This is a genomic window from Nostoc sp. JL31 (assembly GCF_017114965.1).
Taxonomy (GTDB): Bacteria; Cyanobacteriota; Cyanobacteriia; order Cyanobacteriales; family Nostocaceae; genus Nostoc; species Nostoc punctiforme_A.
On the sequence record NZ_JABXKO010000113.1, the window covers coordinates 121,906 to 135,079 of the forward strand.

Annotated in this window: 15 protein-coding genes; 6 read left to right on the forward strand and 9 right to left on the reverse strand. The window is 39.9% G+C overall.

The features are described from left to right. Positions 1–37: 37 nt before the first annotated feature. On the reverse strand, positions 38–1,357 hold the full coding sequence (locus HWQ43_RS29455; RefSeq protein ID WP_292740232.1) for a response regulator: 1,320 nt from the start codon (positions 1,355–1,357) through the stop codon (positions 38–40). Between HWQ43_RS29455 and HWQ43_RS29460 the strand changes: the two genes are divergently transcribed. Beyond that, positions 1,346–1,588, forward strand: a complete 243-nt coding sequence (locus HWQ43_RS29460) for a hypothetical protein (RefSeq protein ID WP_292740234.1) — start codon at positions 1,346–1,348, stop codon at positions 1,586–1,588. The genes HWQ43_RS29455 and HWQ43_RS29460 overlap by 12 nt on opposite strands. A 636-nt stretch (positions 1,589–2,224) precedes the next feature. Here the strand turns inward: HWQ43_RS29460 and HWQ43_RS29465 are convergent. Then, positions 2,225–2,920: a response regulator gene (locus HWQ43_RS29465; protein ID WP_292740236.1), complete on the reverse strand. Its 696-nt coding sequence runs from the start codon at positions 2,918–2,920 to the stop codon at positions 2,225–2,227. A 234-nt stretch (positions 2,921–3,154) separates the two neighbouring features. Between HWQ43_RS29465 and lipA the strand changes: the two genes are divergently transcribed. Together lipA and HWQ43_RS29475 are read left to right on the forward strand one after the other, a co-directional pair. Beyond that, positions 3,155–4,075, forward strand: a complete 921-nt coding sequence (lipA, locus tag HWQ43_RS29470) for a lipoyl synthase (RefSeq protein WP_292740317.1) — start codon at positions 3,155–3,157, stop codon at positions 4,073–4,075. Positions 4,076–4,262: 187 nt separating this feature from the next. Next, a complete protein-coding gene (locus tag HWQ43_RS29475) occupies positions 4,263–4,400 on the forward strand; it encodes a photosystem I protein PsaX (protein WP_292740238.1) in 138 nt (45 codons plus the stop codon). 21 nt (positions 4,401–4,421) lie between these two features. On the opposite strand, the gene HWQ43_RS29480 is transcribed toward HWQ43_RS29475, so the two are convergent. Beyond that, positions 4,422–5,288, reverse strand: coding sequence for a branched-chain amino acid ABC transporter permease (locus HWQ43_RS29480; protein ID WP_292740240.1), 867 nt, complete (start codon positions 5,286–5,288; stop codon positions 4,422–4,424). A 206-nt stretch (positions 5,289–5,494) separates the two neighbouring features. Between HWQ43_RS29480 and hrmK the strand changes: the two genes are divergently transcribed. After that, positions 5,495–7,324, forward strand: a complete 1,830-nt coding sequence (gene hrmK / locus HWQ43_RS29485) for a hybrid histidine kinase/response regulator HrmK (protein WP_292740242.1) — start codon at positions 5,495–5,497, stop codon at positions 7,322–7,324. A gap of 164 nt (positions 7,325–7,488) precedes the next feature. Next, on the forward strand, positions 7,489–8,316 hold the full coding sequence (gene larE / locus HWQ43_RS29490) for an ATP-dependent sacrificial sulfur transferase LarE (protein ID WP_292740318.1): 828 nt from the start codon (positions 7,489–7,491) through the stop codon (positions 8,314–8,316). A 25-nt stretch (positions 8,317–8,341) separates the two neighbouring features. Here the strand turns inward: larE and HWQ43_RS29495 are convergent, their stop codons facing one another. Continuing rightward, positions 8,342–8,698 (reverse strand): DUF4864 domain-containing protein, encoded by a 357-nt coding sequence (locus HWQ43_RS29495; RefSeq protein WP_292740244.1) that lies wholly within the window; start codon positions 8,696–8,698, stop codon positions 8,342–8,344. A 66-nt stretch (positions 8,699–8,764) separates the two neighbouring features. Next, entirely contained in the window at positions 8,765–9,820 is a 1,056-nt protein-coding gene (locus HWQ43_RS29500; RefSeq protein ID WP_292740246.1) for an SGNH/GDSL hydrolase family protein, read from the reverse strand. 949 nt (positions 9,821–10,769) lie between these two features. Between HWQ43_RS29500 and HWQ43_RS29505 the strand changes: the two genes are divergently transcribed. Continuing rightward, on the forward strand, positions 10,770–10,964 hold the full coding sequence (locus HWQ43_RS29505; protein ID WP_292740248.1) for a hypothetical protein: 195 nt from the start codon (positions 10,770–10,772) through the stop codon (positions 10,962–10,964). Positions 10,965–11,037: 73 nt separating this feature from the next. Here the strand turns inward: HWQ43_RS29505 and HWQ43_RS29510 are convergent, their stop codons facing one another. The 4 genes from HWQ43_RS29510 to HWQ43_RS29525 all read right to left on the reverse strand — a co-directional run bounded on the left by HWQ43_RS29510 (position 11,038) and on the right by HWQ43_RS29525 (position 13,089). Continuing rightward, on the reverse strand, positions 11,038–11,943 hold the full coding sequence (locus HWQ43_RS29510) for a site-specific DNA-methyltransferase (protein WP_292740250.1): 906 nt from the start codon (positions 11,941–11,943) through the stop codon (positions 11,038–11,040). 258 nt (positions 11,944–12,201) lie between these two features. Then, entirely contained in the window at positions 12,202–12,549 is a 348-nt protein-coding gene (locus tag HWQ43_RS29515) for a type II toxin-antitoxin system PemK/MazF family toxin (RefSeq protein WP_292740252.1), read from the reverse strand. Beyond that, a complete protein-coding gene (locus HWQ43_RS29520; RefSeq protein ID WP_194142884.1) occupies positions 12,549–12,755 on the reverse strand; it encodes a hypothetical protein in 207 nt (68 codons plus the stop codon). The genes HWQ43_RS29515 and HWQ43_RS29520 overlap by 1 nt, the downstream gene beginning before the upstream one ends. Further along, positions 12,745–13,089, reverse strand: coding sequence for a hypothetical protein (locus HWQ43_RS29525; protein WP_292740255.1), 345 nt, complete (start codon positions 13,087–13,089; stop codon positions 12,745–12,747). Before HWQ43_RS29525 ends, HWQ43_RS29520 begins: the two co-directional genes overlap by 11 nt. Positions 13,090–13,174 lie beyond the last annotated feature (85 nt).

Here is a 13,174-nt window from a genome sequence, read left to right on the forward strand (position 1 = left end):
TATTTATTATATTAACAAACGCAACTTACTATAATTATTAAATGGGAAGTTTAATGATAAATTCTGAACCTTGCCCTATTGATGAATTTACCTCTAGAGTTCCTCCATGTTTTTCGACAACAATTTGACGGGCAATTGATAATCCTAATCCTGTACCTTGACCCACAGACTTGGTGGTGAATAAATAGTCAAAGATTTTTTGTTGAACATCAGCCGACATTCCGACGCCATTATCTTTAATCCTAATCAAGATATAATTTTTATCTTCAGTGAGAGTGGTTTGAATCAAAATTTGATTAGGATTTGCTTCAATCTCAATATAGGTAAGTCCTACATTAGACTCCTCCAAAGCATCAATAGCATTAGCTAATAAATTCATAAACACCTGATTTAGTTGTCCGATAAAACATTCTAATTCTGGCAATATATCGTAATCTCTAATTACTTGAATATCAGGTCGAACTTCGGATGCTTTTAAACGGTGTTTAAGAATCATAATTGTACTGTCTATGCCATCATGAATATTGCAAGACACTTTGCGATCGCTATCTGCTCGAGAAAAGGTTCTCAAACTAGTACTAATGTTGCGAATGCGCTGAACTCCCTCTTTCATTGAGGTAATTAAATTAGGTAGATCGGCAAGTATATACTTCAAATCTATCGTTGCAATTTCCTCTTGAATTTCTGGAACTGGATTAGGATAGTACTGCTGATAAAGGTCAATAATCTTAATCATGTCTTGGAAATATACTGAAGCGTGTCCAAGATTGCCATGAATGAAACCAACTGGATTATTAATTTCATGAGCAACTCCTGCTACTAATTGACCAAGGGCAGACATTTTTTCTGTCTGTACAAGCTGAAGTTGAGACTCTTGTAGGTCTTTTAATGCTCTCGATAATGCTGATGTCCTTTCTAAAACTCTTTTTTCTAAAGTTTTTGTGAGATTTCGTAATTGAAGATGGGTTTTAATTCTAGCTAATAATTCTTCTTCATGAAAAGGTTTTGTGATGTAATCGACTGCTCCTATGTTTAGACCCTTTACCTTACTAGGAGTATCCGAATTGGCTGTCATAAAAATTACGGGTATATCACAAGTAGCTGAATTTTCTTTCAATCTTTTACAAGTTTCAAACCCATCTATTCCTGGCATCATAACATCTAATAGAATTAAATCAGGAAGTTGGAATTCAACCTGTTTAATTGCTCTTTCTCCATCATTTTCTGTTATAACTTTAAAGCCGACATTAGTTAATATATCGAAGACAATTTCTAAATTAGTAGTAGTATCATCTACCACTAAGATTAAACTATCTTCTGGGGTATAAAGCATTTTTATATCTGGTTGCTCATTCATATATTTAAATTAATTTTATTTATTGTTATTTATTCCCTATTTGCCCTGCGATCGCCGCTAAGTCACCTCTATTTTATTGGCAGACTGACTGCAAATTTATCGTCTGACAACCCTATAGTTCCCAAAAAGTCTGATAACAGCAACATTCTCACACTAAATTATCTACAGCTTTTTGCTGAGGCGATCGCTAATGGACATCAATCACCAATTTTAATTTTCACCAAAGTTTAAAATCCTTTTTTATGAAGGCGATTGCTCTGAAATTACTTACTATTACCCTTGTTTTTTAGAAAATTAGCGCTAAGAACAATAATTTATATTGTCCATTTTCATCCCATCTCAATAAGCATGTTGATGGTTTATGACTGTTGATACATTGGGGTTAGTGCTGCGTGTGTTCGTCACTCTGCCGCCAGTGTGTCAGAGCGGTCAGGTGGCAAACAATTACTCAAGCGTGTCAAAAAAAATGAGTGACAAAGTTTCTCGCTTGACGCCTCAAAACTTTTCAAACATCCTGTTATTTCCGCGCAAAGACTATCCTCATCATGGAATAGGATTTTTTTGTTTAATTTGTATTAGAAAATATGACTTTTAATATATTTTTTTACTCAATATCTGAATCTTGAACTGTAAAGTTTCCTTATCAACTTAAGTACATATCAAAACCTCAACTACAACCCTTCTCCGAACTTACGAAAAGGGAAGATAAAGCACAGCTTTACTGGGCTAAGGTAAAGCTGTACCTCACTAAATAATGATGATTTGTCAACATAAGTGTTTTTGAACTAACTATTTTTACCCGCTTTTAATCGGACACCAGTATATATGGTGTATTTTTGGCTGCGATAATAATAACGAGCACAAATACTACTTGATTTTTTGTTTAATAAAAGTCACAACCTGAGTTAGCTGTTTCTTCAAACCATCAATTTCTGCTTGCATTTTGACAATTTTCTCATTCAATGCATTAATTTCTGCCTCGGAGACTCCTCCAGTACTGGGGGTTACGACGCTAGGGGTTACGACGCTAGGGGTTGCGATGCTAGGGGTTGCGATGCTAGGGGTTGCGATGCTAGGGGTTGCGACACTAGGGGTTACTACCGTACTATTGGCGACACCAGAATTTAATGATGTGCCATTTTTTACAGAAGCTCCTGCTCCTACTGAAACTAGTTCTGGGCGTGGCTGTTTGGCCTTAGCCATAGCTAACTTAATCGCGCCAATTAATTGCTTCTGATCAAAAGGCTTGCCCAGAAATTCAAAATATTCAAATGGTTCTGTGATTTTCTCAGTCACCTCTTCCTTGCGACCAGACATAATCACTAAAGGAATTTTCCTTAATTCTGGGTGGGCTTGAACTTGCTGAAAAACTTCCCAGCCACTCATTTTGGGTAACAGGAAATCCAGCATAATCAGGCTGAGTTTTTCCTGAAGGATGAAATTCAGTCCTTCCACACCGTCTTTCGCTTCCAGTACCTCAAAATTGCCCGGAGGCAACATTTCTCGTACTTTTACCCTGACAACTGTAGTGTCATCGATAACTAAAATCTTGTTGCTTGCCACGACTGTTTGCTCTAACAGAAACTATAAGTGTAAATAGCGGCTTTGCCGATTGTCCTTGAGAATCCTCCCACTATATACAAAATTTCTAGCAATTGGGGGATAGTATATTTCGGTATAAATGACATTACTAGAGGTGTTTTGTAAAACTTTTGCTCGCGCTCTTTTAAATTTGTGTCATTGTGATATTTAATCAACAGACCACTACATCTATATCCGCATCTTGCTTGGATGTCTATGATTTCGTCAGAACAAGCCGAACTAAAGTCTGAAATTAAGGCAATGCCTAGCTGGTTACGTCGCCCGATTGGCAAGGCCAGTGAAATCTCTACGGTACAACGCATTATTAAGCAGCGCCAAATTCACACGATTTGCGAAGAGGGTCGCTGTCCCAACCGGGGGGAGTGCTATGCCCAAAAAACTGCGACTTTCTTACTAATGGGGCCGACATGTACACGGTCTTGTGCTTTTTGTCAAGTAGATAAAGGTCATGCACCGATGCCTCTTGATTTAGAGGAACCCGAAAAGGTCGCCCAGGCGGTGCAGCTTTTGGGATTGCGTTATGTGGTGCTGACTTCTGTAGCTCGTGATGACTTGCCCGATCAGGGTGCAAGGCATTTTGTAAAGACGATCGCGACTATTCGCCAATTGAACCCAGAGACTCAAATAGAAGTGCTGACTCCAGATTTTTGGGGTGGTGCTGGTGTTGGAGAGTCAGGTCAACGCCAGCGGATAGGGATGATTGTCAAAGCTAAACCAGCTTGTTTCAACCACAATATCGAGACAGTGCAACGGTTAACTGGGCCAGTGCGCCGGGGAGCCAAGTACGATCGCTCGCTCTTGGTGCTGGCTATGGTTAAAGAAATCGATCCGACAATTCCCACCAAATCAGGTTTGATGCTGGGACATGGAGAAACAGTTGATGAAGTGATTGAAGCAATGGCTGATTTAAGGGCTGTGGGGTGCGATCGCTTGACTATTGGGCAGTATATGCGTCCTTCTTTAGAACATTTGCCAGTCCAAAAATATTGGACTCCAGAGGAATTCGATCGGCTTGGCAGATTAGCATGGGAAATAGGATTCAACCATGTTCGTTCTGGGCCTCTGGTTCGCAGTTCCTATCATGCTGGAGAGGAGGGAGTGGAGAATGAGGAGTAGGGAGCAGGGGGAGCAGGGGAGGCAGGGAGAGCAGAGAAAAAATAACTAATGCCCAATACCCAATGCCCCATTCCCCAATGCCCAATGCCCAATTTCCAACTTCACACAAATATTCTTAAAGAATTTGGGTATTTGGTACGCCAGTTTGGTATTTCTTAAAAAGTCATGACATAAGGAGAATCGCATTATGACTGCTAAAGCTAAGAATTCGCCAGTTGCCGACAGCGGAGCTAAACCTCCCTACGCCTATCGCACAGGCTGGGCACTATTCTTATTGGCGATCAATTTCCTGGTAGCAGCCTACTATTTCCACATTATTGAATAATTAGAAGTGGAATGGTGCTGCTCAAATCGTTCCTTTGAATAAACCTTTGGGACGAATGAGCAGCACCAAAATCATGATCAACAGTGCGACACCTTGTTTATACTGGGAACCCAGCCAAGGGGTGCTGACTTCTTGGACAATGCCAATGATAAAAGCTGCTGCGATCGCACCGTAGGGATTGCCAATTCCACCAAGTATTACTGAGGCAAATAATGGTAATATTAGGAACCATCCCATATTCGGGCGCACGGCTGTAATTAATCCATACATACTGCCGCCCAATGACGTAAGAGTGCCAGCAATTACCCAAGTCCAGAAAATTACTCGATCGACATTGATACCTGAAACTCTGGCTAAGTCCAGATCGTCGGCAACTGCTCGCATCGCCTTACCAATTTTGGTATTTTGCAGCAGGTAATGCAGCGCCAAAATTGCTAGCACCGCCAATCCTAATACCAATAATTGATTTTGCGGTATCTTTAAACCCAAAATATCTAAAGCCTGAGTAACAGGTAAATTATAATTTTGGTTCTTACCACCCCAGATAAAGATAATTCCATTGCGAAGAAATAAGGCAAGTCCAATAGAAATAATAATTAGCGTAGTCGAAGTAGCACGAATAGAGCGCATCTTTGACCACAGTAACTTTTCCGATAACAGCATTGCTGCTACTGTTCCCGCCGCCGCTAGGATCATCGACAGCCAAATATTGACTCCAATGGTGTTTATCAGCCAAGTCAGATATGCTCCTAAAGTGAGAAAGTCACCATGAGCAAAGTTCGATAGCCGTAAAATGCCATAAGTAAGAGTCAGTCCGACTGCGGCTAAAGCAATAATGCTCCCCACCGCAATCCCATTAACGATTAGTTGGGCGAATTGTGTATCCATAAGTCTTCAGTTGCGTTTAAAAATTTTAGGTTAGTGGTTCATACAATAATTTTTTTTGGACTAGCAGCTAAACTCGACATCATAAGTTATGGTTTATAACAACATAAGTTGTAGTTTATAAATAAAAAAGAATTGTCCGCTAATATACATAAAATCCTGTTGGGATTTTTATGCGAAGCTAAACTTGTTCAGCGGTCTAGTTGACCATGCAGCAGTATTCAAGCTTACCAGACCAGAACTCACTGATAGATGCAACGCCAAAACTTTTGATAACAATTGAGCAACTTCGCGCGCAGCTGTGGCTGGAGAGCAGCTTAAACCAGTTGCAAAGTCGCCTTAATGATTGCTTGCTTTCTGCTTGTAACACTGTCCCACAGCCAGAAATCGCACAAGCGGAAATTTTCCAAATCGTAGTTAACGAGATTAACAGTGCTGTTCATAGCAGTAATCTGGCACTTACAGAATGTGCCGTAGGCATCGCTATGTGTCAACCACAAGAAGCTGTTGCCACAGTTTGCTATGTTTCTCATTCTCCATCCCCAAATTCACCACCTTTGTTTCTAGAAGTGCTTACAGCAGAAAACAAGCTGCTGTTGAGATTGCAAGAAGTCATAAAACTTGAAGATTTGCAACAACTTGAGAATCAACAACTACCGAGCGCTTGGAGGTTAGCTGATGATTCTGGCAGTGTTATGGGCTGGCTAATTATCGCTACAACGCCCCTAAGCTCTCATTGTGAGTCGCTTGTAGAATCACAAGTTCAACTCAGATCGCAATTGATGGCAAGGTCTGCCAAATGCTGTACTACAGCCTTAATACAACTTAGACACATCCTGTCTTGGCCGCAACGATGTCAACAGTTAAGTAACTCTAATCAAGAATTGGAGCGCACTAATCAACTGAAAAATCAATTTCTGGCAAACACCAGTCACGAAATTCGCACACCGCTTAGTTCCATTATTGGTTTTACCCATCTGCTTTTAGCTCCAGGGTACGAACCAACTAAAGAACGTCAGCAAGAGTATTTAAATATTATTCAGTCTAGCGGTAAACACTTACTAGCTTTGATTAATGATATTTTGGATCTCTCCAAAATTGAAGCAAATCAGCTAGAAGTACAGTGGGAAACAGTAGATGTGCCACTCCTATGTAGCAATGTTTTAGCATTGGTGAAAGAGAAAGCCGCTAACAAGGGTTTGAGACTGTGCCTAGAACTTGAACCTGATATTAAAACTCTAGTAGCTGACCCCTTACGACTTAAGCAAATGTTGTTGAATTTACTCTTCAACGCCCTAAAGTTTACCAGCAAAGGAAGTGTTGGCTTACAGATTGCTTCCAAAGGTGTATTTGTGCATTTTACAGTTTGGGATACTGGCACTGGCATTTCCCAAGAAGACCAAGTTCAACTGTTTCAACCATATTTCCAAATTGCCAAGACCGTAGCAGATGGTATTGAAGGTACTGGTTTGGGTTTAGCAGTGACTCAGAAACTCGCCCAAATTCACGGTGGTTCGGTGAAAGTAGAATCGGAAATAGATCGTGGCTCCCGTTTTACTCTTGTACTTCCCCTTAAGCAAGAACTGGGAGTAGGAGGAGATGAGGAAGATGAGGAAGCAGGGGAAGCAGAATTTTCCTCATTTCCTCCGCCTTTGACACCTAGTTATTCTGTAGAAGTTTTGCTGGTAGAAAATGATTTACCCAGTGCCAATTTGATACAAATTTATCTACGTAATTTGGGATATCAAGTGACTTGGGTTAAGAATGCTGCCGAGATGTGGGAAGCTCTAACACAGTTAGATCCAGCAGTAATTTTAATGGATGTTTGTCTGACAGATGGAAATGGTCTTAACTTGGTACAACAACTGCGAGAAAATCAGCAATATCGGAAGATTCCGGTAATTGTTCAAACAGCAATGGCGATGAAAGGCGATCGCGAAACCTGTCTAAATGCCGGAGTAAATGACTATATTTCTAAACCAATTGATTTACCACTTTTAGCCAGTCTGGTAGCCAAGTACAGCAAACCGGCAATATAGAGAGGCAGGGAGCAGGGGGAGATGAGAAAGCAGGGGAGGCAAGGAAGGCGAGGAGAATAAATAACCCATTCCCAATGTTCAATGCCCAATGCCCAATGCCCCATAACAAATGACTACAATATAAATTGTTGGGTGCTGTAGGGTTTTGGCAGGATTGGAAAATGATGCTGACAGAAAAATTTGAGCAATTAAGAGCCTTATTTAGAGAAATGGAGCAGGCGTTGATTGCCTACTCTGGTGGTGTTGATAGCACTTTGGTTGCCAAAATTGCTTATGATGTGTTAGGCGATCGCGCTTTGGCTGTGACTGCTGTTTCTCCTTCACTGTTACCAGAAGAATTGGAAGACGCGAAAATTCAAGCTGCAACAATTGGGATTCCTCATAAAATCGTCCAGACTCACGAGATGGAAAATCCCAATTACACTTCTAACCCGGTTAATCGCTGTTATTTTTGTAAAAGTGAGTTGCACGACACTCTCAAACCTTTAGCTTTAGAACTGGGTTATCCTTACGTGGTAGATGGGGTAAATGCCGATGATTTGCATGATTATCGCCCAGGAATTCAGGCGGCTAAGGAAAGAGGGGCGCGATCGCCTTTAGCAGAAGTGGGTGTCACTAAAGTTGAAGTTCGCCAACTTTCGCAACAACTCGGTTTACCTTGGTGGGATAAACCTGCTCAACCTTGCCTCAGTTCCCGGTTTCCTTACGGTGAAGAGATTACTGTCACTAAGTTGCAACGAGTCGGCAGAGGAGAAATTTATCTGCGAAAGCTAGGTTGGCAGAATTTACGCGTGCGATCGGAAGGGGATACAGCACGTATTGAATTACCACCAGAACAAATCAAAGAGTTTGTCTTAGCTAACGATTTACAAACATTAGTTTCGGCATTTCAAGATTTTGGATTTATCTACGTAACCTTAGATTTAGAAGGTTATCGTAGCGGTAAGTTAAATCAGGTTTTAAATAGGGAAGCCTTGGGCGTTAAAGTATAGTATTTTAGTTCTATAAATATAAAGTTTATTTACCTTCTAGAGAAACTAGAAAGCAACCGTTAATCCTCCAGATATTATTGGGCTGTTTTTCCATAAAATATAAAGCCCTCAAGGGAACTCCATCAGGAGCAAGTAGCAGCACTGGTTGAGTTATGTTTTCCTGGATGGTTGTTATCTTCTCAAAAAAGACAGAACGAGGACGGTATACTGCTGGGTAGCTTGTCTTTACCATCTGCATAAAATTTTCTGGCGTTCCTAATTGCGCCTGAATCGCCGGGCTAGCAAAGGCAAAAGCGCTTTGGGCATCATCTTTTTTAAAGGCTGCCAATTGGTATTCAATTACAGAACGTATGTTGATGGCGTCAGTATCAGTAACTTCCATAAATTTAAAAATTGCGTAGGCGCAGCCCGTCGTAGATATCGCTCCAAGTGTCGGCAAAGCGATCGCTCAATTCTCACGCTGAGTGAGTTTGTATTCTATCTGCTGTAGTGCTGTTCGCCACACATCATATCCTTCTTGAGACAGGTGCAACCCATCTGTGGTTAATTCTGGGCGCAAATTGCCTTCCATATCGGTAAACCAGCTATAAATATTGAGATAATTAGCGCCTTCTTGTTTGGCAATCACGGTTAGCTGGATGTTGAGGTGACGAATACGGCTATTGGAAATTTTTGGTAGACGAGTAGGCAAAATTGATTGGACAATGATTTGAGCTTTGGGGTGAGTCTGGCGTAAACGCCGGACAATCCGGCGATAATTATGCAAAATTGTTTCATCACTAGCACCTTTTCGTAGGTCGTTAATCCCAGCCATGATGTAAATAACATCTGGCCGCGTTGCTGAAAATGCCCCCAATCTTTTTAAAACGCCAGTAGAAGTATCTCCAGATATGCCTTGATTCAGCCACAATTTACCAGCAGGCAGTTTTTCTCTCGGAAACCACATGCTCAAAGAATCACCAACTAAAATACTTAGATGATTGGCACCTTGACCTTGAGCGATCGCTCTAGCTTCTAAAGCTAGTAAACTTTTCCAGTCGTCGTAAGTTAGTTGACGTTTCTTGATCGACTCCCACAATGATTGCAAATTATCACTATCTACGCGTGTATAAATCTGACCTGTTTTCAGAGCTGCCAATCTTTGGTAGTAAAGTTGATTTCCAGATGTCAATAAGAGGCTAGTTGCTTGGGTGCTGGGGTTGAGTGATGACTCTGTTGATACTGGTAATGCCTGACTGCTAAATTCTGGTACGCTAGGGACGTTTTTCTCACTTACTATTGGCCGCGAACTTTTTAGGGGTTGGAACGCTTGGCCGCTGAGTTCGGGTAAGGAGAGATCAACGCTGGGGATAATTTTTGTACTGACTATTGTCTGTGAACCTTGTTTTAAATCCCACAGGAATCTAGAACTTTCTGGCAGGACAATTGACAGATGTGGAAGAGCCGATGCTGGTATTGCTAATCCTGTTAACAAGCCTGCTGCCAACAGATAGGGGTCCCTCATCGCTTTCTCTCTCCTCTACTCACTGCTTTTCCTTATGACGGCATTAATTGCCTGTATTCAGGAAAATTTTACTTCGGTTAAGTTATTATTCTTATTTACGCTGTATAGTTCTGTAAAGCGTGTTCATGAGATTATATTTGACAATTTACGATCTCTTTAAAGTACGGTTTTCCCGGTGGTATACAAGTCTCGTTTATGTGAATACTTCTACTGAGGGCACTGTTTTCTTCAGCCGACTACTTTTCATAACTCAGTTGTCACAAATATTGCAAGTCTTTGCAAACTAGGCGATTAGTGAGTGATTTTTGAGGATCTCAGGACAGAGGTTTTTGCTTTTGGTATTGCTAATATGTGAAATAAACATCAGATTTTAGGTTTCTAAATTTCAGTTAATTGTCGCGATCGCGTGAGAGTTGGCTAGACCGAGAACGCTAGGGGAATACGTATACATTTTCGTTTTGTCATCTGAAATTAAGCAGTGCATTTGCACCAGTTATTAAAGATGTGATTAGTTCAAATTACAGCTTCGAGAACTAGCACAAGTGAAAGTGTGGTCACTAAAATAAATTTCCGACCATTATAGGGTAATTTGCAGCACAGTTACAATTTATGCGCGTCGTCACAAAACGACAACAGTTGACTTTCCTGCTATATCCAAATTAGCTCATATCTTTAATATGCCGATTGAGGACTTAGTGGAAATTTAGGAAAAAATAGGCGAAATTTTAACTGTTGATATTATTGATATCATACGATAACGTGTCCTCAATGAGCAAGTATCAGGTTTGCCATACTGAGAATTTGATAACTCACTAGACGTAATTTAAAATTTATGTTTACTCATTGAAGTATGAGTTGAAACACATTTAAATTAAGTTTTAACTCTAGAGAATAACCTCATTGAAAGTGCTAAGATTTAGGCTGAATCATTAGTGTTTCCTTTTCTTCTGTGGCAAGAGCTAGTACAGCGATTGGTGTCAGTCCCATTATTAAAGAGATTGTGCAAAAACAGGCACATTCCACACGTTTGACCCTGAAAGAAGTTATTCTCATGGGGATGTTAGCTATTGATAAACTCGATGATCGAGGTCGTCAAGAACTAGCAGATCAAGTTCATCAAATGCAGGTGAATGGAGAAATTTAATTGAGTAGTTATGAGTTAAGAGTTATGAGTTATAAATTTTAACTTCTCACTCCTGACTATTTACTTAATTTGGTTATTGGCTAAATCGATAACGACTTCCCATTACATAATGCTCATTAATTTCAAAAGATATCCATCGGCGTTGCAGAGTTTCAGCAACAAAGCCGGTTGTATTAGAACCTGCAAATGGATCTAATACCATATCACCTTCATCAGTTAAGAATTTGATAAAGAACTCAGCGAACCCTTGAGGAAAACGTGCTGGATGGGGTCTAGTTTCTGCTGTTTTGCAGCGGCGTAAATAAGCACTATTAGATTCAGTATTAGCAATTTCTAGCAAATTTGGCGGGATTGCACCCTGGTTATCCTTTTGGAATTTATCAGAAATATCATGTCCGCTAGGACGTATTTTTGCTTTATAGCCATTTTTGAGTAACTGTTTCATACTTTGGCTATAGGGCTTTAAAACTTTTCTGTTATCTGCTTTAGGATGGGGTGTTTTAGACAACCACCAAACTGTATTTACTGAATCTTTCACACGAATCCGCCTGATTGTCACCCACTCCGCAGGGCTTGGCAGTCGAGCCGGATTATAGTGGTAAAATTCTTGAGCAAGAAAGAAACCTACTTCTTTGCATAATTTGACTAAAAGTTCGTATTGATAGATACTTCGCACGGGATTGCCAGGTAAGTAAGCGCCGCCTAAATCTAATACGAATGAGCCATTATCTGCCAGTACTCTTTTAAATTCATAAGCAAAAGGTAGGAACCACTCAATATATTTGTCAGCAGTTTCGTTACCGTATTCTTTTTTGCGAGTGAGTGCGAATGGAGGTGAGGTGATAATTAAATTAATACTATTATCATCAATAAATTTAATAAGTTTAAGGCTATCACCTAAATATGCGGCTCCGTTCTGCTGGGTATAAAAAGGATTCAAATTTATTTCTTTTGGTGGTGTTATTGGTTCTTCTTGCAAAATTTATAAAATTAACTTGTTTTGGTATTGTTCAAGGATTTAATTTTAACAGTTATTTTTTTAACGCAAAGGGACACAGAGGAAAGCGCCAAGTAACGCAGAGGGGCATATTAACTTTGGATGCCTTGATGGACGGTTTCCCGTGACATATATATATTTCGGGGTTCCATAATGCGTTCTTGTCACTTTCTCATCGTTAGGTGATGCATACGGCGGTAAACTACGCAATTTTCCCGCTTCTTCATAACACACTTGAGATTACGTCAATTTCAGAGCTTGAAGAATTACTGTATTCAACTGCTGGACTTGACTTGCTCCTAATTTACCTATCCTTCTGGTGATTAGTCTACGCTCTATGGTAGTTATTCGAGTCACCCTAACTTTAGAAGCAACCCGTAATCCAGTACTAGTAAAATCTGAATCTGAAGGTTTTAAAATGAACTCTTCTGGACTCAAACTACTTATATTTTGAGATGAAATAAAACATAAAGTGACATCATCGCCTATAGTGTCTATCCATAAAACTAAACCAGGGCGTAGCTTTGTTCCATTCAAGTCTGTAAATGGAAATGGAACCAAGACGATATCACTTTTTTGGAGAGACATTAGATAGGTTCTCCATCGTCAAGTGAGTATATATCTGGTTCATTTTCAAGAAAGTTAAAGGCTCCTCCAGTCTGGGCAAGTTGCATTAAGTCACTGGTTAAAGGCTCTGATAAATCGAAAAATAGTTTTTCTTCCAAAAGCGATCGCTCATCATTAGAGAGAGATAATATAACTTGCAACAGTGATTCAACAAGTTTAGTGTTCATTTCGTATTTCGGTTTGTTTTACATACATTTTTTCTATTAACTCCCTTTCATTTTTTCCTTTTGGGATATGTATGAGAGATAACGAGATACCGATTTCTTGTTCATCTTCTCGATCAAGTGATTCAAATTGCGTGAATTCATCCTCCATTAAGAAGTAACGTGCTTCTTCTTCATTAGAAAATGTGTATTTAGAACCATCACAATCTAATATTTCAGCGGATAAATCATCGTAAGTTCTTAACCTTGCCCAATTTAAGTTAGGAAAACTACATGACATCAGCCACCAATTTTCTTTGATAATTAGATTTTTGTTTGAATTGCATTTTCTTTCCATTTATTTTTATAGCACCTTCAACTTCCATTACTGTAATTTTATTAACTAATTCTACAAAAAATCCCCCACCTTGCGGCAGGGGATT